We start from the raw sequence: 23903 nt of genomic DNA on the forward strand, positions 1-23903 counted from the left end.
CTGAATTTATTCCACAGTCACGCTCTTGGCGAGATTGCGAGGCTTGTCCACGTCCCTGCCGAGGGCGACCGCCGCGTGGTAGGCCAGCAGCTGGAGCGGGATCGTCAGCAGCATCGGGTCGAGCTCGATCTCGTTCTTCGGGATCACGATCACGTCGTCGGCCAGCTTGGCGTCGGGCTCGCGGTGGCCGACCATGAGCACCTGGCCGCCGCGGGCGCGGATCTCGCCGAGCGTGGTGAGGTTCTTGTCGAGCAGCTCGTCGTCGGGGACGATCGCGACCGTCGGCATGTCCGGGCCGATCAGCGCGAGCGGGCCGTGCTTGAGCTCGCTGGCCGGGTACGCCTCGGCGTGCACGTACGAGATCTCCTTGAGCTTCTGCGCGCCCTCGCGGGCCACCGGGTAGCCCCTGACCCGGCCGACGAACATCATGCTCGGGTGCTTGGCGTACTTCTGCGCCAGCTCGGCGATCTTGTCGCCCTGGGCGAGGATCTCCTCGATCTGGCCGGGCAGCCGGCGCAGGCCCTCCACGATGCGCCGCCCGTCGGCCGGCGACAGGTCGCGCACCCGGCCCAGGTGCAGCGCGAGCAGCGCGAAGGCGACCGAGGTCGAGGTGAACGCCTTGGTCGAGGCGACCGACACCTCGGGCCCGGCGTGCAGGTAGATGCCGCCGTCGACCTCGCGGGCGATGGCGCTGCCCACGGCGTTGACGATGCCGATCACCCGGCCACCCTTGCGCTTGAGCTCCTGGACGGCGGCCAGCGTGTCGTAGGTCTCGCCCGACTGGCTGATCGCGACGTAGAGCGTGTCGGGGTCGACGACGGGGTTGCGGTAGCGGAACTCGCTGGCCGGCTCGGCGTCGGCCGGGATGCGCGCCAGCTCCTCGATGAGCTGCGCGCCGATCTGCCCGGAGTAGTACGCCGACCCGCAGCCGATGATCTTCACCCGGCGGAACGAGCGCGTCTCGCGGGCGTCCATGTTCAGGCCGCCGAGGTGGGCGACGTGGAAGCGCTCGTCGAGGCGGCCGCTCATCGTGCGGGTCATCGTCTCGGGCTGCTCGGAGATCTCCTTGAGCAGGTAGTGCTCGTAGCCGCCGGTGTCGTAGTGGCCGGCGTCCCAGTCGACGGTCAGCGGCTCCTTGGCGGTCTCGCGGGCGTCGCTGGCGAAGGTGTGGAAACCGTCGGCCTTGAGCACGGCCAGCTCGCCGTCCTCCAGGTGCACGACCTGGCGGGTGTAGCGGACCAGGGCGGCGACGTCGGAGGCGGCGAACATCTCCTTCTCGCCGATGCCGAGCACGATCGGGCTGCCGTTGCGCGCCACGACCACCTCGCCCGGCCGCTCGGCGTCGATCACCGCGATGCCGTACGTGCCGACGATGTTCTTGAGCGTCTTCCTGACCGCCTCCTCCAGGGAGTCGTTCTCGTCGGCGGCGCGGGCGATCAGGTGGGCCAGGACCTCGGTATCGGTCTCGGACAGGAACGTGACGCCGTCGGCCTCCAGCTTGGCGCGCAGCTCGCCGGCGTTCTCGATGATGCCGTTGTGCACGACGGCGATGCGCTGGTCGGCCGACAGGTGCGGGTGGGCGTTCTCGTCGCTGGGCACGCCGTGGGTGGCCCAGCGGGTGTGGCCGATGCCGTGGTTGCCCTTGAACCGCACCGGCACGACCTTGGCCAGGTCGGCGACCCGGCCCTTGACCTTGCGTACCTTGAGTCCCTTGTTCGACACCACGACCCCGGCGGAGTCGTAGCCCCGGTACTCAAGCCGCTGCAGCCCTTCCAACAGGATGGGCGCCGCGTCCTTGGGGCCCACGTAGGCCACGATTCCGCACATCGAGGTCTCCTCTTATCCGTAGACGATCCTGCGGAGCTGCCGCAGCGACAGCTCTGGTGCCGCTACCCGGCGTGCGGGTAACTCGGCGGCGATCCGGGGGAAGATCTCGTCGTTGGTCAGGCCGCGGGTTTTGAGCTCGCCGTGACGGCGGCGTACGAACTCCTCGACCGGCTCGGAGAAGTACGACAGCACGTCGGCGACCACGCGGGCCGCCTCTCCCGGATCGAGCGCGCTCGTCCGGGTGAGATGGGCGATGAGGTCTTCGTAGGGATGCCGCGGCGTGGACACAGACGAGGACATTACGCATCTGGAGCGAGACACGCCAACATCCTGCCCGGAATCGGGCAGGATTTAACTCCAGAGCGCTATCACTTCTCTCCAAGGGGTCGTCGAGAGGCGGGCGCGGCGGATCCCGCAGTGCCCATCCGTAACATTCGACCCGTCTGACACATCCCTTTCTGGGAATGGTTACGGACGGTGATCACATAGTGCCGTTCCGTGGGGAGATGTCATGCAGCTTCGGCTTGCCGCCGTCCTGGCCACCAGCTTGTCCGCCGGTGTGTGCGCCGTCGTCGGCGGCCCGGCCGTCCCGGCCGCGCCCGCCGTCACGGGCGGCACGGGGGTCCGGGAGCAGGGGCGGCAGGCCGACTTCGCGGCCGCCGCGGCGGAGTTCGGGGTGCCGGTGAGCGTGCTGCTCGGGGTGTCGTACCTGGAGTCGCGGTGGGACGCCAACGGCGGCCGTCCCAGCACGGCGGGCGGGTACGGCCCGATGCACCTGGTGGACGTCGTGCCCGCCGGGCAGGCGGGCCCGGCCGCGGAGGGGTTCGCGCCGGGCGACGCCAGGGGCGACGACAGCCGCCCACTGCCCCGGTCGGCGACGCGGCCGGTCCGCCAGCCGGTCTCCCGGTCACCCCAGCCGGCCTCCCGATCGGCCTCGCAGTCGGGCTCCCGGTCGGCCTCGCAGTCCGCCTCACGGTCGGCTTCCCGGTCGGCTTCCCGGTCGGCTTCCCGGTCGGCTTCGCAGTCAGCGGCGCGCTTGATGGCGGGGGCCGGCACGTCGGCGGCCGCGGTGCCGGACGCGACGCTCGCGCTGGCCGGGCGGCTGGCCGGGGTCGCGCCGCGGGCGCTGCGCGCCGACCCGCGCGCCAACATCAGGGGCGGCGCCGCCCTGCTCGCCTCCTACCAGCGCCACCCCAGCCCCGACCCGGCCGACTGGTACGCGGCCGTCGCCCGCTACTCGGGCGCCCGCGACCCGCTCGCCGCGCGGTCGTTCGCCGACGAGGTGTTCGCGGTGCTGCGCGAGGGCGTCGCGCGGCGCACGGACGACGGCTTCGACGTGCGGCTGGACGCCGTGCCCGGCCTGCGCCCGCCCGCGGCCCCGGCGAAGAGCGCGACCGGCGACGACAGCCCGACCGGCGACGACTACGACGAGGACGACGACCCGTTCTTCTTCTCCGACATGGAGCCCGAGGGCGACGACGACTCGGAGTCGGCCGACGAGTCCGACTGGGACGTGCCCGCGCAGGACGAGCTGCCGCTGACCGCCGCCGACTCCTCCGCCGGTTCGTCCGCCGAGTGCCCGAGCAGCCTCAGGTGCGAGTGGATGCCGGCCGCGTACGAGAGGTATGGCAAGAAGAAGGACCGCGGCTACGGCAACCACGACCGGGTCGAGGGCCGCCGCCAGATCGACTACATCGTCATCCACGACACCGAGGGCGGCTACCAGGGCATCCCGTCGATGATCGGCAACCCGAAGTACGTGAGCTGGCACTACACGATCCGCTCCCGGGACGGGCACGTCGCCCAGCACGTCCCGACGAAGGACATCGCCTGGCACGCCGGCAACTGGGACTTCAACGCCCGCTCGATCGGCATCGAGCACGAGGGCTACCTGGCCAGGGGCTCCTGGTACACCGAGGCGATGTACCGGTCGTCGGCCCGGCTGGTGCGCTACCTCGCCGGCCGGTACGGCATCCCGCTCGACCGCGCCCACATCCTCGGCCACGACAACGTGCCGGGCGCCACGGCGCAGGCGGTCGCCGGCATGCACGAGGACCCCGGCCCCTACTGGGACTGGGCCCACTACTTCGAGCTGATGAACCACCCGTTCAAGGGCGACGGGACGGGCTCGTCGGTGATCATCCGGCCGTCCTACGACGACAACCGGCCGTACTACACCGGCTGCGCCAGCACCAAGCCCGGCCGCCGGTGCCCGGAGCACGGCGCGGCCAGCGTGTGGCTGCACACCCGGCCGAGCGAGAGCGCCCCGCTGGTCACCGACGCCGGCAAGCACCCCGGGAAGCCGAGCACGTACAGCGTCTACGACCACAGCGCCCGCGCCTCGACCGGGCAGCGGTTCGCGGTGGCCGGACGGCAGGGCGACTGGACGGCGATCTGGTACCTGGGGCAGCGGGCCTGGTTCCTCAACCCGTCCTCCGCCCCCACGGCCGTGCCGGCGAAGGGTCCGCTGGTCACGCCGCTGGCCGCGGGCACCAAGGTGTACGGCCGCGCCTACCCGGAGCGGTCGGCGTACCACAGCGGCGGGGTGCAGCCGCTGGCGCCGCTGCAGTACCGGATCGGGCCTGGGCAGTCGTACTCGCTGGGCGGCACGGTCACCGGCTCCTTCTACTCGGCCGGCGCCTTCAACCCGGCCAGGCACGTGCGGGTCGCGGGGTCCGTCCGGTACCACCAGATCCAGCTCGGGCATCGTGTCATGTTCGTCCAGGCCAAGGATGTGCGCGTCATCCGCTGAATTTCGCCCCACGGGGCTCGGGCTGCGCACGGGCACTCCGCGAAGACGATATGGTTTTCCCGTGGCCCCGCGAGTTCGCGGGGGATTCACGCGGAAGTGGCTCAGTGGTAGAGCATCACCTTGCCAAGGTGAGGGTCGCGGGTTCGAATCCCGTCTTCCGCTCGGAGTCAAGCTCCTGGTGGAGTGGCCGAGAGGCGAGGCAGCGGCCTGCAAAGCCGTCTACACGGGTTCAAATCCCGTCTCCACCTCGGTGGTACAACGGACTCTCCTGGGTCCGGTAAAGTTAAGTGCGCCATGCGGAAGTGGCTCAGTGGTAGAGCATCACCTTGCCAAGGTGAGGGTCGCGGGTTCGAATCCCGTCTTCCGCTCTGAGTGACAACTCAACAAGGACGATTAGCTCAGCGGGAGAGCGCTTCCCTGACACGGAAGAGGTCACTGGTTCAATCCCAGTATCGTCCACCCACGCTCTTCGGAAGTCAGACCGGGTTTCGGTCCGGTCCGGACAGCGGTCAAGCCCCAGCGAACGGCAAGCGCCGGACGACTGGGGCTTCTTCGTTTCGCGGGCCGGGCCCCGCCTTCCCGGGCAAAGCCCGCCCCGCGGCTCCAGACGCTCATGCCCGGGCGGCCGCCCATCGGACCGCCGGCCCCAGGGCCTGTACGGCGTTCTGGCCAGCGGCTCGTACTCGTCCGGTCGGGTCACGTCCCACAGGCTGCCGGTACGGAACCGCCACCTCACCGCGTTGAACAGCCGCCGCGGATCCGATCTCGGGCCGCGCTCATCCAGCGTCGATCAGGGACCATTCTTCGCCGGTGAGGTCTCCCCGCCATGTTCGATGGCCTACCAGGACCACCGGCCATGCTCCCCCAGGCTGTCGCGCGGCCTGCGCCAGTGCCTTGATGTCGGGGATTCGGTGTATCGCGGGCGTATCGAAAAGCGCATACGCCACCGCAACCGTCCTCCGTCTTCAGTAGAGGCACCGATCACATGGTGGTGATCGGCTGCCGACGGCGGTCGCGGTCAGACCTGCAGCGGTCGGTTCGTCGTCGGGAAAGGACCGTGATCATGGACTCTGTGGGTGGCGTCGGCCGGCGGCGGCTGCTCGGGTGGAGCGGGCTCGCGGCGGCCGGCGTGGTGGCGGCCGGGGCGCCGCTGCTGGGGGGCCGGCCCGGCAACCGGCAGCACCGTCCGGCCGCGACCGGCCCCGGCATCCCGCCGGACACCCGTCCCGGCGGAGCCTACGACCGGTACGTGGCGAAGCTGGCCGCGGAGGGCAGGTTCTCCGGCGTGGTGCTGCTGTCGCACCGGGGCCGGACGGTGCTGTCCCGCAGCTACGGCATGGCGGACAAGGAGAAGGGGATCCGCAACCACGAAGGCATCGCCTTCAGCCTCAGTTCGGCGGGCAAGCCGTTCGGCGCGGTGGCCATCCTGCAGCTGGTGCAGCAGGGCAAGGTGAAGCTGTCGGACACGGTGGGCACCCACCTGACGGGCTACGCCAAGGACGTCGCCGAGCGGGTGACCGTCCACCACCTGCTCTCCGGCACCTCCGGGCTGAACACCCCGCAGGAGGACCCGCAGCGCATCTTCCGGAGCCGGGAGGAGGTGCACGAGTTCTACGAGCGGTGGGCCCGGAAGGCGAAGCTGGTGGCCGCCCCCGGCACCCCCACCGAACACGCCGGCGCCGACGTCGTCATCCCGGCGCTGATCGTGGAGGCGGTGACCGGCAGGACGTACTGGGAGTACGTCGAGGAGAACATCTTCAGGCGCTGCGGCATGACCGGCTCGGCGTTCTACACCAGGCGGCAGTGGCTCACCGATGCGCACATCGCGCACCCTCACATGAGGCTGGCTGACGGCAGCGTGGTGGACGCCGTCCGCAACCTGGGCAAGAGCAGCTCGAACCAGTCCACGCCGGGCAAGAACCCGGGCCGCGGCTTCATCGACGCCCCTGGGGACGGGGGCTTCGCCACCGCACCGGATCTGGTCCGGTTCGCGCACGCCCTGAGCGAAGGCACGGTGCTGGAACGGCCCTACGCCGAGGTGCTCACCGCGGCCAAGTTCCCCCACGGGCCGCAGTCGTTCGGGGCCTACCACATGGCGGTCCGCATCGTCAGCGGTCAGTGGGTGCACGGGCGCGCCGGCGCCAACCCCGGTGTCGGCGCCAGCTGGAACATCTACCCGTACACCGGCTGGGTCGGTGTCATCCTCAGCAACACCGACGGCGGGACGCTGCAGGAGCTGACCGGGCGGGAGGTACAGGCTGTCACCGGCGGCACGCCTGGCGGGGGCGGGGGCGGCGGGGGCGGCGGGGGCGGCTGATGGTGAGGCGTGGCTCGCGCGCTCCGCTCGCCGGCTCACGGCAGCACGCCCATGTACGCCATGTTGCTCATGGGCAGGCCTGTGCTCATGACCCGCTTGCGCAGTTCGCTGCTCAGGTGTGTCTCTTCGAGCCGCCCAACCGTTACGAGGGCGGACGGCCATCTGGCCGATTCCAGCCGGATCTCAGAGGGCTCTCTTCGCGATACGTGCCAGCCATACTGCCTCAGCCGATGTTCGGTTTCGGTGACCACATCCTCCTTCGCGTTTCCATCGAGGTAGATCACGAGGTCGTTCATTTCGATGTAGTTGTTCTCCCACTCGTGCGCCACGATGCTGTCTTCGCCGACGAGCCGGCCGATGGCCCGTAGCTCCGAGAGCATGGCCGGGTCTATGCGTGATATGCGGGGGCCGAAGAAGAAGTGCAGCGCGGCCCACACCAAGCCCATCACCACGAGGAAAACAGCCATAACCACAGGCGCCGTCACGGCGATCTTCGGGCGGTTGCGTCCGTACGATCGTGTCATGCCACCCGCACCTTCGCGATCATGCTCCCAGTCGGTACGCCCGGCGATCGAGGGCGAGCGCTGCCGAGGGCACCATCGCTCCTTCGCGGGCCGGAACGGATCTCCCAGATCCTCTCAGAACGGCAGGACCTGGTTGATCGCCGACGTCGCGGCGGGCGCAACCCTGATCATTGCCATCCAACGTCGGTGATCAGTAAGTTCGTGCCGGCGAAGTGCCGGTGCGTCAAGGGAGGTGCCGATGAGTTTCCGGCTGGCGGCGTACGCGGTGTGCATCGAGGACGAGCGGGTGCTGCTCGCTCGCCACGTACCACCCACGGGCGAGTCTGCCTGGACTCTTCCCGGCGGCAAGGTCGAACACGCGGAGGATCCGTTCGACGCGGTGATCCGGGAGATCGCCGAGGAGACCGGTTGCGACGCGGTGGTCGAACGCCTGCTGGGCGTGGACTCCCGGGTGATCCCCGCCGCCGTCGCCCGTGTCGGTGCCGAGCACCAGAATGTCGGCATCTTCTACCAGGCCCGCATCACCGGCGGCGAACTCCGGCCGGAGCCGAACGGCGAGATCGCGGAGTCGATGTGGACTCCGATCGCGGACGTCGCCGGCCTACGCCGATCATCGCTCGTCGACATCGGCCTTGCCCTGGCACAGACCCTTCCGGCGACCGGCCACGTCGCTCCCGTCCCGGTCGGTGGCCTGATCCAGCATTGAGGCCACCGCCGACATCTACCCGGCCCGCCCGACCGCCGTCCGACTCCGTGATCGGCAAGGCGATGACGGTGGCCTGGCTGCAGGGGTGAGTCGCGCCATATCGTGATCAACGGGGCGGGTCAGAGCGGCCCGATGAGCGGCGACCCCGCCATCGCCTCATGGGTGCGCAAGAACAGCACGAGGGTTCCCGCGAGCGCGTACGGCGGCAGGTCCGACGAGGGCGGCGGTGAGCTGTACCGGCTCGGCTGAGGGGGAGGCCGAGCGGGCGGATCACGGCCAGGGGCCGGACGACTCCTGCTCGATCGTCGTCACGCTCGCATCCCCCGGCCGCTCCAGTGGCATACGACGATCAGGGGTCGGGTCTTCGCCGTTGGTGGCGGCGTCGAGTGATCGCAGGGCCGCCTGGGTGCCGGCGATCAGCTCGGGGTCGCCTTCGGCGGTGCGCAGGGCCAGGGCCTCCAGGAGCACCTCGCGGGCCTCCTGCTCGCGTCCCAGGTCGGCAAGGGTCTTGCCGAGATGCTGGAGCGGGAAGCACACCATCTCGGGTGCTTCCTTCCTGGCAAGGGCGAGCGTCGCGCGGCAGAGGGTTTCCGAGGTCGCCGCGTCACCTGCGTACCGATGGGCGTCGGCCAGGTTGAGCGACGCGGCGATCCGCCTGCCGGTCGTGTCCGCCAGGTCGAGCGCACGGCGCAGGCAGCCGATCGCGTCGCCGTACTCGCCCAGGACCAGCAGCCCGATCCCGATCGCGCGCAGCGTGCTGTGGTCGGCGGGGTCCTGGGCGCGGGCCGCGTCCACGAGTGCGGTGAGCAGGCCACGGTCGCGGGGGACCATCCGTTGGCGTTCGTCGTAGGTGACGAGCTGGTTGATCTCTTGGAAGAGCACGGCCCGGGTCACAGGTATTCGTGGGGGCCGGTGGGCACGGGTTCGCCGGCGGGCGGGTCGTCGTCGGACAGGCCGGTGAGGATGACGGCGAGTTCGGCGCGGGTGTGGATGCCGAGCTTGCGGTAGATGCGGGCGAGATGGGTGTCCACGGTGCGCTTGCTGATCGACAGCGTCGTGGCCACCTCCAGGTTGCTCATCCCGCGCAGCACCAGGTCGGTGACCCGGCGTTCGCCGACGGTCAGCACGTGGTCGTCCTGGCCGGGGACGAGGGCGGCGGCGCGGGCCGGGGCGGTGGCGGCGCGGTGCTTGTCGGCCAGGGCGGCCAGGCGGCCCGCGCCGCAGTCGGCGGCCAGCCGCAGCGCCAGGGCCAGCGTCTCGTGGGCCTTGCCGTCGTCGCCGGCCTGGCGCTGGGCGATGCCGAGGCGCAGCAGGGCCCTGGCGTGTTCGAGCCGGGCGCCCCGATTGCCCAGCAGGGCGACGGCCTCGTGCAGCATGTCGAGCCGGACCCGTCCCTCGTGGGCGAGGCTGCCCGCGCTGAGCGCGCGGGCGACGACGGTGGGCGCGCCCCAGGCGCGGGCCAGCTCCAGCTCCCGTTCGGCCACCATGCGGGCCGCCGAGCGCTCCCCGGACAGGACGTAGGCCAGGATCGAGTTCGTGCCCCAGGGCACGCAGGCGGGGTTGGTGATGCCGGCGGCGGTCAGGCGGCGGCCGCACTCCAGCAGGGTCAGCAGGCCGTCGCGCGGGCGGCCCTGGGCGAGCCGGAGGCGGCCCAGGGCGTCGAGGGCCTGTCCGGAGATCATCGGGTGCCAGTCGCCGTACGGGGCGACGGACTTCAGCGCCGACTCCGCGGCCTCCAGGTCGCCGAACTCCACCAGCACCCGGGCGGCGCAGGCGGCGGCGGCCACGTGGAACCCCTCGGCCTGGCACTCGCGCGCGCTGACGACGGCGGCCTCGGCGTCGGCCAGCCCGGCCTCCAGGCTGCCGAGCTGGTAGCGCACCTCGGCCCGGGTCAGCAGCGCCAGCGCCAGGCCGGTGCCGGAGCCGGCCTCCTGGGTCTCGCTGACCAGGCGTTCGGCCCAGTAGGAGGCCTCGTCGAGGCGGTCGCCCCACACCAGCGGCAGCACGGCGGCCGCCGGCACCGGGCCCTGGCCGTCGAGGCAGCGCCGGGTCTGGGCGAGCGTGCGTGGCAGGCTGCGGCCCCGCGCGCCGGTGGCCAGGGCCAGCACGCTGAGGAACTCCCGGGCCGCCGGGCTGACCAGCGTGCCGAGGGAGCGTCCGAGCCGGCGCAGGCCGAGCCGTCCGGCCGAGCGGCCCCACAGCAGCGCCTGGGCGGCGAACACGAGCAGCAGGTCCGCGCCGCCGAACTGCGGGGCGGCGGCGGCGCTCTCGGCCGCGCCGGCGAAGACCTCGGCGGCCTCGGCGGAGTTCGCGGTGACCAGGATGTCGGCGAACGGCGCCAGCGACATCAGGGCGTGCGGGGCCATCCTGACCCGGCCGTAGGCGGTGCGCAGGTGGCGCAGGCAGGCGGGCAGGTCGCGGTGCTTCTCCACGGCGCCCAGCTCGGCGGTGACCTCCAGCACGGTGTCCTGGTCGTCGGTCTCGGCCAGCGCGCGGTGCAGGTAGCCGGTCGCGTCCTCCCACGAGTGCCTGGCGGCGGCCTCGCCGGCGGCCTCGCGCAGCACGGTGACGGTGAGCGGGTCGCCGGTCGGGCCGGCCGACATCAGGTGGCGGGCCGAGCGGCGCAGCGGCGCGCCCAGCCGGTACAGCAGCGACGCGGTACGGCGGTGCAGCCGGTCGCGCTCGCCCGGGTCCATCCCGGCCAGCACGGCCTGCTGGATGCGCGGATGGGCGAAGCGGTCGGGCGGCGTGCCGGTGACCAGCCCGGCGCGGCGCAGCGCCTCCCCCGCCGCCCTGGCGGTGTCCTGGCCGTGCCCGGCGATCATGGAGGCGACCTCCATGCCGTCCTCGGGCGCGACGATGGCCAGGCTGCGCACCAGGTCGACGCCCGCGGCGTCCACGCCGGAGCCGCTGCCGGACAACCAGCCGAGCGCGGTCTCGGTCAGCGCCAGCGCGCCGATCTCCAGCACCCGGGGCAGCTCGGCGCGCACCGGGCGCACGCCGGACCGGCCGAGCCGCCCGGCCAGCTCCCGCAGCAGCAGCGGGTTGCCCTGGGTGAGCCGGTGGCAGGCGGCGGCGACCTCCTCGCCGATCTCGTCCCCGGTCTCCTTCCCGCCGCCGAGCACGGACTCCATGAGCCGGGCGGCGCATTGGGCGCACAGGGGCGCGGGCCGCAGCAGCCGCGTGTACGGCAGCGCCGCCAGGTCTCTGACCAGGTCGTCGGGGCCGCCGGAGTCGGCGGTGGTGTCGGCGGTGGTGAGGACCATCGCGATGGGCAGGCCGTCGAGCCGCCGGGCGATGTAGGAGCACCACTGGGAGGACTGCGGATCGGTGTGGTGCACGTCGTCGACGGCGATGATCAGCGGCCGGTCGCCGGTGAAGGACCGGGTGGCCCGGTAGAGGCCGTGCAGCAGGTCGGGGGTGACGGGATGGCCCCGGTCGAGGCCGCCGCCCAGGTCGGGCCCGACGACGGAGCCCCCGCCGGACGGCGGCGCGCGCCCGGCGGTCATGAGCGGTTCGAAGAGCTGGCGGACGACGCCGAACGGGTGGTCGCGCTCGGTGGGATGCCCCCGGGCCATCAGCAGCAGCGCCCCCACCTCGCCCCTGGCCGCCAGCGCGGCGTTGAGCAAGGTCGTCTTGCCCATGCCCCGGGACCCCTGGATCAGCAGGACGGAGGGACCGCCGGAACGGACCCTCGACAGCGCCTCCCGCATCGCGGCGGTCTCGACGTCACGGTGTAGCAGCGGCTGTCCCGAAGACATCGCCACTCCCCACAGTTCGGCCCCCCTGAAACTGTCCACCAGGATCATGCCGCCTCAGGCGGGCGGGCTGTCAATACCTAGGCGCACGAATCCGACTAATCCGGACTATTGGCACCAGGTTCAACAGCCGGCCCACGCCGGGGCGCATGCGCATTCCCGACGGACCAATACGTATTTTCCCCCGTCGTACCGATGAAATGCGTACGCCGGAATTACGTCTTTACACCGGATCCGGCCCGATGCGACTCTGCGATCAACCGATATGGACCCGATACGGGGAGGGCCATGGACCGCCCACGTCTCAAGGCGCACTTCACACCCCAGGTGATCGACGGGTCGAAGGTGTTTCTCCTGGCCGAGGGGCAGCACTACCTCGTCCAGTCGGCGGGGGCCGGGAAACTCCTTCCCTACCTGGACGGACGGCGTACCGTCGCGGAGATCGCGAGCGCGCTGAGCGACGAAGTGCCGCTGCCGCAGACGCTCATCGCCATTCGCAAATTCGCCGCATTCGGCCATCTCGCCAATGGCCGCCCGGATTGGCCGGACAGCACGCTGGCATTCTGGGACGCCCAGGGAATTGACCCGGTCCACGCCCACGACGCGCTCTCCCGCGCCGAATTCACCGTCGTGGCCTGCGCGGGGGCCGACGCCGCGCCGCTGCTCCCGGTGCTGCGCGAGCACGGATTACGTATGCGTACGGCCAGTGTGGAGGAGGCGGCCGCCGAGCCCGGCGGGACGATGTCGGTCGTGGTGGCCGGCGACTACCTCGACCCGGCGCTCGACCGGCTCAACGCCGCCTACCTGGCCGCCGGGCACCCGTGGGCGCTGGTGAAACCGGGCGGGATCACGCTCTGGGTCGGCCCGGTGCTCCAGCCGGGACGTACCGGCTGCTGGGCCTGCCTGGCGCAGCGGCTGGCCGGGAACCGGCAGGTCGAGCGGTACCTGGCGGGCAAGCGCGGCGGCGGGGTGCCCTTCCACCCGGCGCGGGAGTCGGCGCCCGCCGGTCCGGCCGTGGCGGGCGGGCTGCTGGCCGTGGAGCTGGCGCGGATCGCCGCGGGGGCGGCCTCCTCGCGGCTGGAGGGCCGGATGACCACCGTCGACCTGCGCACGCTCGGCGTCATGGAGCACACCCTGGTCCGGCTGCCGCAGTGCCCGGCCTGCGGCGATCCCACGCTGATCAGCCAGCGCAGCCCCAAGGTCGCGCTGTCGGCGCGCAGCGCCCGGCACGTCACCGACGGCGGCTACCGCATCGAGCCGCCCGCGCGTACGTACGCCCGGCTGGAGAAGCACATCAGCCCGCTGATCGGCGCGGTCACCCGGCTGCACACCTTCGCCGAGCAGGACAACGGCGTCACCTACAGCTTCACCGCGGGCCACAACTTCGCCATGATCGGCGACAACATGGACCTGCTGCGGCGCAACCTGCGGGGGCAGAGCGGCGGCAAGGGCCGGACCGAGGTGCAGGCCAGGGTGAGCGCGCTGTGCGAGGCCATCGAGCGCTACTCGGGGGTCTGGCGCGGCGAGGAGCCGGTCACCGAGGCCGCCTACGCCGACCTCGACCCGGCGGTGGCCGTCCACCCGGAGTCGCTGCTGCACTTCTCCGACGCCCAGTACGCCGGCCGCGAGGAGTGGAACAAGGACCCCGCGCACCGGCTGCACCTGGTGCCCGAGCGGTTCCGTACGGACCTGCCGATCGACTGGTCGCCCGCCTGGTCGCTGACCGAGGAGCGGGAGCGGCTGGTGCCCTCCGGCTACGCCTGGTACGGCCACCCCGACCTGGAGCGCCACTTCTACTGCGTGGGCGACTCCAACGGCAACGCCTCGGGCAACTCGATCGAGGAGGCCGTCCTGCAGGGCTTCTGCGAGCTGGTCGAGCGCGACGCGGTGGCCCTGTGGTGGTACAACCGGGCCCGGCGGCCGGCCTTCGACCTGGACTCGCTGCGCGACCCGTACGTCGACACCGTGCGCGAGTTCTACCGCGGCATGGACCGCGACCTGTGGCTGCTGGACATCACGACCGACCTCGGCATCCCGGCGTTCGTCGGGGTCTCGCACCGGCTGGGGCACCCGGTGGAGGACGTCATCGTCGGGTTCGGCGCGCACCTCGACCCGCGGATCGCCGCCATCAGGACGCTGACCGAGGTCAACCAGTTCCTGCCCTCGGTGGAGCGGCGCGACGAGCACGGCGAGACGCTCTACCTGGACGACGACGTCGCCACGCTGGCCTGGTGGAAGGAGACCAAGCTGGCCGAGGAGCCGTGGCTGGTGCCCGACCCCGCCGCGCGTCCCCGCACCCTGGCCGACTACGCCCGCTCGGACGGCGGCGACCTGGCCGGTGACGTGCAGACCTGCGTGGCCAGGGCCGCCGCGGCCGGGATCGAGGTCATCGCGCTCGACCAGAGCCGCCCGGACCTGGAGCTCAGCGTGGTCCGGGTGATCGCGCCCGGCATGCGGCACTTCTGGCGGCGGCTCGGCCCCGGCCGGCTGTACGACGTGCCGGTCTCGCTCGGCTGGATCCCCGAACCCCGCGCCGAGGACGAGCTCAACCCGACCAGCGTCTTCTTCTGACCGGTTCGCGAGGCCCCCGCGTGACGGAGAGGAGCGGGCCATGGACGAGACCAAGCTGCGGCTGCGGCGGGACGCGGAGCTGACCGAGGCGGACGGGCAGGTGCGCATCTCCGCGCCGGCCGGCTCGCTCGGCCTGCGCGGGCTCGACGCCGGGACCACGGCCGCCCTGCGGATCCTGGCCGGCGGCGACGCGGGCGAGACCGCCCTGGCGGCGACGGTGGGCGAGGCCGGGCTGCTGCGCTGGAACCTGCTGGTACGCCGCCTGTCCAGAGCCGGCCTGCTGGAGTACGCCGCGGCGGGGGCCCGGCTGCGCCCGGTCGGCGCCGGGAGCGTGGAGCCCGCGCCCGCGCCGGCGGCGGACACGCCGATCAGGCTGTCGCGCTTCGCCGTCGTCACCGCCGGGGAGGGCGTGCTGACCGTGCGCTCCCCGCGCAGCCCGGCGGTGGTCGAGCTGTCGCCGGCCGCCTGCGGGCTGCTCGGCGCACTGGCGTCCTGGACGACCCCGGCGGACCTGGCGGACGGCGGCCAGGAGGGGAACCAGGGGTGGGGGCAGGCGCTGCGGTTCCTGGCGGCGGCGGGCGTGCTGGCCACCGGCCCCGAGGACGGCGACCTGCGCCAGGCCCAGTGGCACCCGCGCGACCTGTGGCTGCACGCCCACAGCCGCGGCCCGCGCTGGACCGGCCGCTACGGCGGCACGTACGCCTTCACCCCCCGCTTCGACCCAGTGCCCGCCGATCCCCCGCCGTTCACCGGCGAGCGGATCGAGCTGCCCCGCCCCGACCTGGAGCTGCTGGCCAAGACCGACCCCAGCCTGACCGACACGCTGGAACGCCGCCGCTCCCTGCGCGAGCACGACCCGGCCGCGCCCATCACGCTGGCCCAGCTCGGCGAGCTGCTCTACCGGACGATGCGGCGGCGGGCCGTGTTCACCTCGCCGGACGGCCAGGAGCTGGCCGACCGGCCCTACCCCTCCGGCGGCTCGGTGCACGAGCTGGAGGTCTATCCGCTGATCGTGTCCTGCCAGGGGGCCGAGCCGGGGCTGTGGCACTACGACACCGCCGGGCACGCCCTGGAGCTGGTCTCGCCGCCCACGCCCGCCGTGCGGGCGCTGGTCGAGCGGGCCAGATCGGCGGCCCAGCTCAGCGGCGACCCGCAGGTGGTGCTGACCGTCACCGCCCGCTTCGGCCGGGTGATGTGGAAGTACGAGACGATCGGCTACTCGCTGGTCCTCAAGCACGTGGGCGTGCTCTACCAGACGCTCTACCTGGCCGGCACGGCCATGGACCTGGCCGTGTGCGCGCTGGGCGGCGGGGACGCCGCCGACTTCGCGCTGGCCAGCGGCCTGGACTACCTGACCGAGGGCAGCGTCGGCGAGCTGATCGTCGGCAGCCGGCGGTGACGCACATGACGGCACGACGGCGGCCCGGCGGCCGCTTCCAGGGGACGGCGTGATGAAGTTCCGGTTCAAGGCGTTGCAGCGCATGCGGGAGCCCGACGAGCTGGACTCGCCGACGCTGCTGGCCTCCCCGCGCGGGTGGATCGCCACGTTCGTGGTGCTGATCATCGTGGTGGCCGCGGGGGTGTGGTTCTTCGCCGGGCGGCTGCCGGTCACGGTGCCCGCGGTGGGGCTGCTGACCCATCCCGGCGGCACGGCGCGGCTGCAGAGCCCGTACGGCGGGACGGTGCGCTCGATGCTCGTCCAGCCGGCCGAGGCGGTGCGGGAGGGCCAGGCGGTGGCGGTCATCGCCGCCGACGGCGGGTCGGAGCAGGTGGTGCGCAGCCCGTTCAGCGGGCGGGTGGTCGCCGGCTCCGCCGTGCCGGGGCACGTGGTCAGGGAGGGCGAGGAGCTGCTGCTCATCGAGCGTACGGACGCGCCGGGCGACCGGCTGGTGGCGATGTTGTTCGTGCCGGTCGACCGGGCGATGGGCGTGGTGCCGGGCAAGCCGGTCGATCTGTCGGTCTCCTCGGCGCCGCCCGGCGCGTACGGGCTGCTGCGCGGCCGGGTCGCGTCGGTCAGCGCCTACCCCGTGATGACCGAGCAGGCCGCCGACCTGGTGGGCGGTGAGGACCCGGCGCGCGGCTACCTGCGGAACACGCCGTCCAGGCTGGTGATCGTGGACCTGGTGCGCGATGCCGGCACGCCGTCCGGCTACGCCTGGTCGACCAGGAAGGGGCCGCCGGTGGGACTGCAGTCGCAGGTCTCCGTCAGCGGCGCGATCGGGCTGGGCAGCCAGACGCTGTTCGACCTGCTGCTCGGGCGCTGAGGTGGGCCGCGTGAACGCCCCCGCCGCCCGGCCGAAGGAGGGATGCGTGACCACGACCAGCGCCCCCGGGAGGGACGTGTGACCACCACCGGCGTCCCCGAGCAGGGGCATGCGGACCAGGCCCCCGGGAAGCCCGCCGCGCCCGCTCCCCCGGCCGCTCCCGTACGGCGGCGGTGGAGGTGGCGGAGGCGCACGCCGACGGTGATCCAGATGGAGGCCGTGGAGTGCGGGGCCGCCTCGCTGGCGATGATCCTCGGCTACCACGGCAAGTTCGTGCCGCTGGAGGAGCTCCGCTCGGCCTGCGGCGTCTCCCGCGACGGCGCCAAGGCCTCCAGCGTGGTGGCCGCCGCCCGCCGCTACGGGCTGATCGCCAGGGGCTTCCAGATGGAGGCCGAGGACCTGCGCTCGCTGACCGAGCCGGCCATCGTGTTCTGGGCGTTCCAGCACTTCATGGTCCTGGAGGGGGTGCGCAGCCGGTTCGGCAGGAAGGCCGTCGCGGTCAACGACCCGGCGGGCGGCCCCCGGATGATCGACTGGGACGACTTCGACTCCGGCTTCACCGGCGTGGTCCTGACGTTCGAGCCGGGGCCGGACTTCCGGCCGGGCGGCCGGCCCACCCGGGTCGGGCAGGCCCTGCTGGCGCGGCGGATGCCGTCGGGCCGCGCGCTCCCGCTGGTGCTGCTGGCCAGCCTGCTGCTGGTCGTGCCGGGCATCATCGGGCCGGCGTTCAGCCGGGTGTTCATCGACCGGATCCTGACCGGGCGCGACCCGGGCTACCTGGTGCCGCTGCTGTTCGCGATGGGGGTCACCGCGGTCGTGGTGTTCGTGCTGACCTCGGTGCAGCGGCACTACCTGCTGCGGCTGGAGATCCGGCTCGGCCTGGTCAGCTCGGCCCGGTTCTTCCGCCATCTGCTGCGGCTGCCGGTGGAGTTCTTCCTCCAGCGCCGTCCGGCCGAGGTGGCCAAGCGGGTGCAGGCCAACGACGGCGTGGCCGAGATCCTCTCCCGGGACCTGGCCGTCACGCTGGTGAACCTCGTCCTGGTGCTGTTCTACGCGGCCGTGCTCATCCGCTACGACGTGCTGCTCGGGCTGGTCGGGGTGTCGATGGCGCTGCTGAACATCCTGGTGCTGCGCCAGGTGTCGCGGGCGCGGACGGACGCGGTGGCGGCGCTGCGGGCCGACCTGGGGAACCTGACCTCCACCACGTTCAACACGCTGCAGCTCGTGGAGACGGTCAAGGCGACGGGGGCCGAGCCGACGGCGTTCCAGCGCTGGGCCGGGTTCCTGGCCAAGGCGGTCACCGCCAAGCAGCGGCTGGGCGTGGCCACGGCGACGCTGACCGTCGTGCCGCCGCTGCTGGCCGGGATCAACAGCGGGCTGATCCTGCTGATCGGCGGGCTGCGGGTGGTGGACGGGGTGATCAGCGTCGGCATGCTGGTGGCGTTCCAGACGCTGCTCAACGCCCTGTCCAGGCCCGTCACCCAGCTCACCAACCTGGGCGGCCAGCTGCAGGACATCTCGGCCGACATCTGCCGCCTGTACGACGTCGAGAAGTACCCGATGGCCAGGACGCTCGAGCGGGCCGCCGCCGGCAGGGAGCAGGCCGACCCCGGCGGGCGCCTGGACGGGCGGCTGGAGTTCGCCGACGTGACCTTCGGCTACAACGCGCTCGCCGCTCCCGTCATCAGGAACCTCTCGTTCACCGTGGTGCCGGGCCGCCGGGTGGCGATCGTCGGCAACTCCGGCAGCGGCAAGTCCACCGCCGGCAAGCTGGCCGCCGGCCTGTACGCGCCGACCTCCGGCCAGGTGCTGCTGGACGACCGGCCGCGCGACGACCTGCCGCGGGCCGTCGTGGCCTCCTCCGTCGCCTACGTGGACCAGGACATCACCCTGTTCGAGGGCACCGTGCGGGACAACCTGACGTTGTGGAGCGACGACGTGCCGGACGAGGTGGCGGTCTCGGCGCTGCGCGACGCGGCGCTGTTCGACCTGATCGCGGCCCGGCCCGGCGGCCTCAACAGCCGGGTGCTGGAGGGCGGCAGGAACCTCAGCGGCGGCCAGCGGCAGCGGCTGGAGCTGGCGCGTGCCCTGTCGATCCAGCCCACGCTGCTGATCCTGGACGAGGCGACCAGCGCCCTGGACCCGGAGACCGAGCGGACCATCGCCGACAACCTGCGCCGGCGCGGCTGCGGCTGTCTGATCATCGCGCACCGGCTGTCCACCGTGCGCGACGCCGACGAGATCATCGTGCTCGACCGCGGCGAGGTGGTCGAACGCGGCCGGCACGCCGAGCTGCTGGCGCTCGACGGCCACTACGCCGAGCTGCTCAGGAGCTCGCGCAAGAACGGCGACGGCGGATGACCCGGCAGACGACACGGCAGACGACACGACGGACGACCCGGCGGACGACACGGAGGATGACGCAGTGCTGAAGGTGGCCGGTTTCTCCCCGTTCTTCACCGACGCCGCCACGCCGGTGGACTACTCGGCGGAGAACCTGTTCGTGGTGTCGGGCGTGCGCGAGGTGCTGCTGGTGGAGGAGGGCGCGGTCGACCTGTTCGCGGTGCGGCTGGAGGGCGGCCGTCCGGTCGGCCGGTGGCACTACCTGTGCCGGGTGCGGCAGGGCACGCTGCTGCCGGGCTCGCCCAAGGGGCCCAGGCACGGCATCGTGGGCCGTCCGGTGCTCGGCACCCGCGTGTCGCGTCTGCCGCTGGCCAGGCTGGGCGAGCTGTCGGGCACCAACCGGTCGGCGACGATGTCCACCGCCGAGTACGGGCTGGCCGTCCGGCAGTTCGTCCGCGGGCTGGAGGCGGGGATGATCGCGCTGGCCACCGCCCTGCGCGACGCGCTGCCGCCGCGCGAGTTCGTCCCGCTGCTGCCCGACGCGGTGACCGAGCTGCCCGCCGGGCGCGCCGCCCGGTCGGTGGACGGCGTGCGGTGGATGACCGTCGAGGCGGGCGCGGTCGAGATGCCCGACGGGGTGGCCGGCGTGCTGACCGCGGGCGCCGAGCTGGCGGTGACCGAGCGGGACTGGCTGGTCGCCGACGCGCCCGCCCGGCTGCGCGCCCGTTCGACCTGGCAGTTGCTGGCCGACGAGACGATCTGGGCCCGCTGGGTCGAGCACGCCATCCGTTTCCTCTACACCGTGGACCGCCGGGTCGAGCGGCGGCGGGCCCAGGAGCTGGAGGCGTTGCGGCGGCGCAAGGAGCGCGAGGCCGGCACGACCCGGGCGGCCCGCCGCGGCTTCGACACGCTGGTCCGCGACACCGAGGCCAAGGTGCGCCTGGCCGACGTCACCGCCGACCCGCCGGCGCTGGCCGCGGCCAGGCTGGTGGCCTCGCACGGCGGGTTCACCGTGACCGCGCCGCCGCCCGGCCAGGCCCGGGGGTCCGATCCGCTGCAGGCCGTCGCGCTGGCCTCCGGGGTGCGCACGCGCTCGGTCCGGCTGGACGACGGCTGGTGGAAACACGACATCGGGCCCATGGTGGGCTACCGGTCCGACGACGGGACGCCGGTGGCCCTGCTGCCGATCGGCTCGCGGTACGTGGTGGCCCAGCCGGGCCACAGCCGGGTCACGCCGATCACCAAGGCGGTGGCCGCCACGCTGAGCGGCAAGGCCGAGGTGCTGTACCAGCCGCTGCCGCGCGAGGTGCGGACCGTGGCCGGGCTGCTGCGCTTCGGCCTGGCCCGCAACGGCCGCGACCTGTGGGTGCTGGCCTCCCTGGGCACGCTGGTGGCGGTCATCGGCCTGCTGGTGCCCGCGATGACCGGGCTGGTGCTGGGGACGTTCGTGCAGCGGGCCGAGCGCGACCTCATCGTGCAGGGCGCGGCGCTGGTGATCGGCGGCGCGCTGGTGGCGGGGGCGCTGTCGATCGTGCAGAACGTCGCGGCCCTGCGCATCGAGGGCCGTTCGTCGGCCCGGGTGCAGGCGGGCGCGTGGACCCGGCTGCTGTCGCTGCCCGTCACGTTCTTCGGCCGGTACTCCACCGGCGAGCTGGGCACGACCGTGCTGGGCGTGAGCGCGGCGCAGGAGACGCTGTCGGGCGTGATGACGACGGCGACGCTCGGGCTGTTCGGCGGGCTGGCCAACCTGGCGCTGGTGTACTTCTACGACGTCGGCCTGGCGCTGCTGGCGACCCTGCTGGTGCTGGCCGGCGTGCTGGTGTGCGCGGTCGCCGGCTTCTTCGAGGTGCGCCTGCAACGCCGCCTGTACGAGCAGGAGCAGCGGCTGTCCTCGCGGGTGTTCCAGCTGCTGTCGGCGGTGCCCAAGCTGCGCGTGGCGGCCGCGGAGGACCAGGCGTTCGGCGTGTGGACGCGCGACTTCATGGCCACCAGGACCACCTCGGCCGCGGCCCGGCGGCTGCAGAACGTGGTGACCACCTTCAACGCCGGGTTCCCGCTGGTCTGCTCGGTCGTGATCTTCGCCGTGGCCGCCGGGCCGCTGCGCGGGCAGCTCCCGATCAGCGCGTTCCTGGCCTTCTTCGCCGCGTTCAGCCTGCTCATCGCCTCGGTGTTGCAGTTCACCGGGGCGGCCATCACGGCCATGGGCGTCGTGCCGATGCTGGAGAAGCTGGCGCCGGTGCTGGAGGCCGAGCCGGAGGACCACGCGGGCAAGGCCGACCCCGGCGACCTGTCGGGCCGCGTCAGCCTGTCGCGGGTGTCCTTCCGCTACGGCGCGGACGGCCCCGCGGTGCTCACCGACATCGACCTGTCGATCGAGCCCGGCGAGTTCGTCGCGATCGTGGGCCCGACCGGCAGCGGGAAGTCCACGATCCTGCGCCTGCTGCTCGGCTTCGAGCAGCCCGACGTCGGCTCGGTCCTGTACGACGGCCAGGACCTGGGCGAACTGGACCTCGGCGCGGTGCGCCGGCAGTGCGGCGTGGTGCTGCAGAACGGCGCGCTGCTGGCCGGCGACATCAGGCAGAACATCGTCGGCAGCACGAACCACACCATCGACGACGCCTGGGAGGCGGCGGCGATGGCCGGCATCGCCGACGACATCACGGCCATGCCGATGGGCATGCACACCGTCCTGTCGGAGGGCACGAACACGCTCTCCGGCGGCCAGCGGCAGCGCATCATGATCGCCAGGGCGCTGGTCTCCCGGCCCCGCATCGTCTTCTTCGACGAGGCGACCAGCGCCCTGGACAACCCCGCCCAGAACGTCATCGCCGAGAGCACCCGGCGGCTCAACGCCACGCGCGTGGTCATCGCCCACCGGCTGTCCACCGTCCGGGACGCCGACAAGATCCTGGTGCTCGACGGCGGGCGCATCGTCCAGCAGGGCACCTACGACGAGCTGCTCGCCGAGGAGCAGGGGCTGTTCGCGCGGCTGGCGCGGCGGCAGATGTGAGCGCACGGGAGGAGCCGTCATGGAGTTCGCGTTGCTGATCCACGGGCCGGAACGGGCCTGGGCCGAGCTGTCCGGACAGGACCGCGCCGCGCTGTTCGGCGCCTACCTCGACTTCGGGCGGGAGCTGCGGGAGGCCGGCGTCACGGTGCTGTTCGGCGCGCGGCTGGCCCGCCCGGACGCGGCGAAGGGGGAGCCGCGCGAGGACGGCCGTCCCGAGCTGGGCGGCATGTGGATCCTCGACCTGCCGTCGGAGGAGGCGGCGCTGGAGTGGGCCGGGCGCCTGCCGGCCGGGCCGGGCGACCGGGTCGAGTTACGGCGCTGCGACCGTGGAAGGATGTCACGATAGTGCCAACCGGGGCTCTGCCCGCGCCCCACCACGCCTTTGGGGCAGAACCCACAGGGAGGTAGACGACTCATGGACTTCGTGCTGCTGATCCACGGCGACGAGATGCTCTGGGACGCCTTCAGCGAGAGCGAGCGGGAGCGGATGGCCGAGGCGCACCGCCAGTTCGGCCGGGCGATGGCGATGGCGGGGGTCAAGGTCAAGTACGGCGCGGGGCTGACCAGGTCCAGGGAGGGCAAGCTGGTCAGGCCCGACGGGCCCGCCGTCGACGGGCCGTACGCGGTCGGGCGGGAGCAGATCGGCGGCATCTGGGTCATCGAGGTCCAGTCGGCCGAGGAGGCCGAGTCGTGGGCGCGCAAGATGCCCTACGCGCCCGGCGACATCGTCGAGGTGCGCCCCTGCGACCCGGCCTCCTGAAGGGCCGGGCCCCGGGCCGCCCTCAGTAGCGGGCTCTGCGGCTGAGCAGCACGCCCACGGCCAGGAACAGCAGGCCGGCGGCGCCGTACACGATGGCCAGCGAGGTCGCGGGCGGCTTCTCGCTGGCGTTCACGACGGCCAGCCCGAGGCCCACGATCGCGCTGATGTAGCTGAAGATCGCGATGAAGATCTTCCAGAACGGACTCATGACGTGCTTCCTTCCGATGGGTGCTGAGCCGGTCCGTACGGTGCGGTCCCGGCGACGACGAAGCCGAGCAGCATGACCCAGGCGTCCGGGTCGGCCAGGAAACGCCGCCAGCGGTCGGCGGCCAGGGCCAGCCCCGCCACCGGCAGCGCGCCCGAGGCGACGAGCGGCGCCAGGCGTTCGGGCCCCAGGTGCGGGGCGAAGGCCGCGGTGGGGTGGGTGTCGTTGGTGGTGGCGAACGGGCGCAGCACCACGTCGGCGAACCCGCCGCGGCGCAGCAGCCGGGTGAGCTTCCTGCCGATCTGCCGGTCGCCTCCGGCGCCGCGCTGGGCCTGCGCCATGGTGGCGTGCACGGAGGCCAGCTCCGGGTACATCGGGTCGGCCAGCCCCCACAACATGCTGTCCACCTCGACGACCACGATCCGGCCGCCGGGACGCAGCACGCGCAGCGCCTCGGCCAGCATCGGCGCCGGATCGCCCACGTGCTGCAGTACGTACCGCAGCAGTACGCCGCCCACGCTGCCGGTACGCAACGGCAGCCGGGCGCCGTCGGCGGTGACCAGCGGCGCGCCGCAGCCGCCCGCGTTGCGCAGCAGGGCGGCGTCCACGTCGAGCGCGATGACCGGCAGCCCCGGCTCGGCGGCGCGCAGCCTGCGGGTGACCGCGCCGGACCCGGCGCCGAGCTCCAGCAGCGGGCCCTGGCCGGTCAGGCCGAGGTCGCGCATGATGCGCAGCTCCTCCTCGAAGGAGAGCGCCGCCTGGGCCTCCAGCCGGGCCAGCTCGCCCGCCACGCCTCCCCAGGTGGTGTTGGCGGCGTCGTAGGAGCCGGTCGCGGCCTGAGCACTCACCCGGGCGCTCACCGGGGC

At 72.8% G+C, this 23903-nt stretch carries 17 protein-coding genes and 4 tRNA genes; 14 read left to right on the plus strand and 7 right to left on the minus strand.

Annotation, left to right across the window (positions count from 1 at the left end; all coding sequences use genetic code 11):
- Window positions 1–6: 6 nt before the first annotated feature.
- Both glmS and ACWEJ6_RS15425 read right to left on the minus strand, forming a co-directional pair.
- Window positions 7–1827, minus strand: a complete 1821-nt coding sequence (gene glmS / locus ACWEJ6_RS15420) for a glutamine--fructose-6-phosphate transaminase (isomerizing) (protein WP_387664761.1) — start codon at window positions 1825–1827, stop codon at window positions 7–9.
- 12 nt (window positions 1828–1839) lie between these two features.
- Window positions 1840–2115 carry a hypothetical protein gene (locus ACWEJ6_RS15425; RefSeq protein WP_452424152.1) on the minus strand — a complete coding sequence of 92 codons (276 nt, stop codon included), beginning with the start codon at window positions 2113–2115 and terminating at the stop codon, window positions 1840–1842.
- Between the two features lie 223 nt (window positions 2116–2338).
- On the opposite strand from ACWEJ6_RS15425, the gene ACWEJ6_RS15430 reads away from it, so the two are divergent.
- From ACWEJ6_RS15430 to ACWEJ6_RS15455, 6 genes are all read left to right on the plus strand, one after another.
- Window positions 2339–4579 (plus strand): N-acetylmuramoyl-L-alanine amidase, encoded by a 2241-nt coding sequence (locus ACWEJ6_RS15430; RefSeq protein WP_452424154.1) that lies wholly within the window; start codon window positions 2339–2341, stop codon window positions 4577–4579.
- Window positions 4580–4669: 90 nt separating this feature from the next.
- Window positions 4670–4741: transfer RNA gene (locus ACWEJ6_RS15435), tRNA-Gly, on the plus strand.
- Window positions 4742–4756: 15 nt separating this feature from the next.
- Window positions 4757–4827 (plus strand) — tRNA-Cys (locus ACWEJ6_RS15440).
- Between the two features lie 48 nt (window positions 4828–4875).
- A tRNA-Gly gene (locus ACWEJ6_RS15445) sits at window positions 4876–4947 on the plus strand.
- Window positions 4948–4966: 19 nt separating this feature from the next.
- Window positions 4967–5038: transfer RNA gene (locus ACWEJ6_RS15450), tRNA-Val, on the plus strand.
- Window positions 5039–5642: 604 nt separating this feature from the next.
- Complete coding sequence (locus tag ACWEJ6_RS15455) at window positions 5643–6896, plus strand: serine hydrolase domain-containing protein (RefSeq protein ID WP_452424156.1); 1254 nt, start codon at window positions 5643–5645, stop codon at window positions 6894–6896.
- Window positions 6897–6931: 35 nt separating this feature from the next.
- Here the strand turns inward: ACWEJ6_RS15455 and ACWEJ6_RS15460 are convergent, their stop codons facing one another.
- A complete protein-coding gene (locus tag ACWEJ6_RS15460) occupies window positions 6932–7420 on the minus strand; it encodes a hypothetical protein (protein ID WP_452424158.1) in 489 nt (162 codons plus the stop codon).
- 238 nt (window positions 7421–7658) lie between these two features.
- Between ACWEJ6_RS15460 and ACWEJ6_RS15465 the strand changes: the two genes are divergently transcribed.
- Window positions 7659–8126, plus strand: coding sequence for an NUDIX hydrolase (locus ACWEJ6_RS15465; RefSeq protein WP_387664754.1), 468 nt, complete (start codon window positions 7659–7661; stop codon window positions 8124–8126).
- Between the two features lie 270 nt (window positions 8127–8396).
- On the opposite strand, the gene ACWEJ6_RS15470 is transcribed toward ACWEJ6_RS15465, so the two are convergent.
- Window positions 8397–9008 (minus strand): tetratricopeptide repeat protein, encoded by a 612-nt coding sequence (locus tag ACWEJ6_RS15470; protein ID WP_452424161.1) that lies wholly within the window; start codon window positions 9006–9008, stop codon window positions 8397–8399.
- A gap of 8 nt (window positions 9009–9016) precedes the next feature.
- A complete protein-coding gene (locus ACWEJ6_RS15475; RefSeq protein ID WP_452424163.1) occupies window positions 9017–11887 on the minus strand; it encodes an ATP-binding protein in 2871 nt (956 codons plus the stop codon).
- Between the two features lie 285 nt (window positions 11888–12172).
- Between ACWEJ6_RS15475 and ACWEJ6_RS15480 the strand changes: the two genes are divergently transcribed.
- From ACWEJ6_RS15480 to ACWEJ6_RS15510, 7 genes are all read left to right on the plus strand, one after another.
- Window positions 12173–14455, plus strand: a complete 2283-nt coding sequence (locus tag ACWEJ6_RS15480; RefSeq protein ID WP_387664748.1) for a TOMM precursor leader peptide-binding protein — start codon at window positions 12173–12175, stop codon at window positions 14453–14455.
- Window positions 14456–14495: 40 nt separating this feature from the next.
- Window positions 14496–15854: a SagB family peptide dehydrogenase gene (locus ACWEJ6_RS15485; RefSeq protein WP_452424165.1), complete on the plus strand. Its 1359-nt coding sequence runs from the start codon at window positions 14496–14498 to the stop codon at window positions 15852–15854.
- Window positions 15855–15906: 52 nt separating this feature from the next.
- Window positions 15907–16719 carry an HlyD family efflux transporter periplasmic adaptor subunit gene (locus ACWEJ6_RS15490; RefSeq protein ID WP_364338010.1) on the plus strand — a complete coding sequence of 271 codons (813 nt, stop codon included), beginning with the start codon at window positions 15907–15909 and terminating at the stop codon, window positions 16717–16719.
- 42 nt (window positions 16720–16761) lie between these two features.
- Window positions 16762–19080 (plus strand): NHLP family bacteriocin export ABC transporter peptidase/permease/ATPase subunit, encoded by a 2319-nt coding sequence (locus ACWEJ6_RS15495; RefSeq protein ID WP_452424167.1) that lies wholly within the window; start codon window positions 16762–16764, stop codon window positions 19078–19080.
- 64 nt (window positions 19081–19144) lie between these two features.
- Window positions 19145–22072 (plus strand): NHLP bacteriocin export ABC transporter permease/ATPase subunit, encoded by a 2928-nt coding sequence (locus ACWEJ6_RS15500; RefSeq protein ID WP_387664739.1) that lies wholly within the window; start codon window positions 19145–19147, stop codon window positions 22070–22072.
- 19 nt (window positions 22073–22091) lie between these two features.
- Window positions 22092–22418: a YciI family protein gene (locus tag ACWEJ6_RS15505; protein WP_387664736.1), complete on the plus strand. Its 327-nt coding sequence runs from the start codon at window positions 22092–22094 to the stop codon at window positions 22416–22418.
- 69 nt (window positions 22419–22487) lie between these two features.
- Entirely contained in the window at window positions 22488–22832 is a 345-nt protein-coding gene (locus ACWEJ6_RS15510; RefSeq protein WP_352356825.1) for a YciI family protein, read from the plus strand.
- A gap of 22 nt (window positions 22833–22854) precedes the next feature.
- Here the strand turns inward: ACWEJ6_RS15510 and ACWEJ6_RS15515 are convergent, their stop codons facing one another.
- Entirely contained in the window at window positions 22855–23040 is a 186-nt protein-coding gene (locus ACWEJ6_RS15515; RefSeq protein WP_189646391.1) for a hypothetical protein, read from the minus strand.
- A complete protein-coding gene (locus tag ACWEJ6_RS15520) occupies window positions 23037–23885 on the minus strand; it encodes a class I SAM-dependent methyltransferase (protein WP_452424171.1) in 849 nt (282 codons plus the stop codon). The genes ACWEJ6_RS15515 and ACWEJ6_RS15520 overlap by 4 nt, the downstream gene beginning before the upstream one ends.
- Between the last annotated feature and the right edge of the window lie 18 nt (window positions 23886–23903).

Source organism: Nonomuraea sp. NPDC004702, assembly GCF_053601695.1.

Excerpts from the sequence above, each read along its gene's own strand:
- glmS (WP_387664761.1), bottom strand. The coding sequence starts at position 1,827 with ATGTGCGGAATCGTGGCCTACGTGGGCCCCAAGGACGCGGCGCCCATC.
- ACWEJ6_RS15430 (WP_452424154.1), top strand. The coding sequence starts at position 2,339 with ATGCAGCTTCGGCTTGCCGCCGTCCTGGCCACCAGCTTGTCCGCCGGT.
- ACWEJ6_RS15455 (WP_452424156.1), top strand. The coding sequence starts at position 5,643 with ATGGACTCTGTGGGTGGCGTCGGCCGGCGGCGGCTGCTCGGGTGGAGC.
- ACWEJ6_RS15460 (WP_452424158.1), bottom strand. The coding sequence starts at position 7,420 with ATGACACGATCGTACGGACGCAACCGCCCGAAGATCGCCGTGACGGCG.
- ACWEJ6_RS15465 (WP_387664754.1), top strand. The coding sequence starts at position 7,659 with ATGAGTTTCCGGCTGGCGGCGTACGCGGTGTGCATCGAGGACGAGCGG.
- ACWEJ6_RS15475 (WP_452424163.1), bottom strand. The coding sequence starts at position 11,887 with ATGTCTTCGGGACAGCCGCTGCTACACCGTGACGTCGAGACCGCCGCG.
- ACWEJ6_RS15480 (WP_387664748.1), top strand. The coding sequence starts at position 12,173 with ATGGACCGCCCACGTCTCAAGGCGCACTTCACACCCCAGGTGATCGAC.
- ACWEJ6_RS15485 (WP_452424165.1), top strand. The coding sequence starts at position 14,496 with ATGGACGAGACCAAGCTGCGGCTGCGGCGGGACGCGGAGCTGACCGAG.
- ACWEJ6_RS15490 (WP_364338010.1), top strand. The coding sequence starts at position 15,907 with ATGAAGTTCCGGTTCAAGGCGTTGCAGCGCATGCGGGAGCCCGACGAG.
- ACWEJ6_RS15495 (WP_452424167.1), top strand. The coding sequence starts at position 16,762 with ATGCGTGACCACGACCAGCGCCCCCGGGAGGGACGTGTGACCACCACC.
- ACWEJ6_RS15505 (WP_387664736.1), top strand. The coding sequence starts at position 22,092 with ATGGAGTTCGCGTTGCTGATCCACGGGCCGGAACGGGCCTGGGCCGAG.
- ACWEJ6_RS15510 (WP_352356825.1), top strand. The coding sequence starts at position 22,488 with ATGGACTTCGTGCTGCTGATCCACGGCGACGAGATGCTCTGGGACGCC.
- ACWEJ6_RS15515 (WP_189646391.1), bottom strand. The coding sequence starts at position 23,040 with ATGAGTCCGTTCTGGAAGATCTTCATCGCGATCTTCAGCTACATCAGC.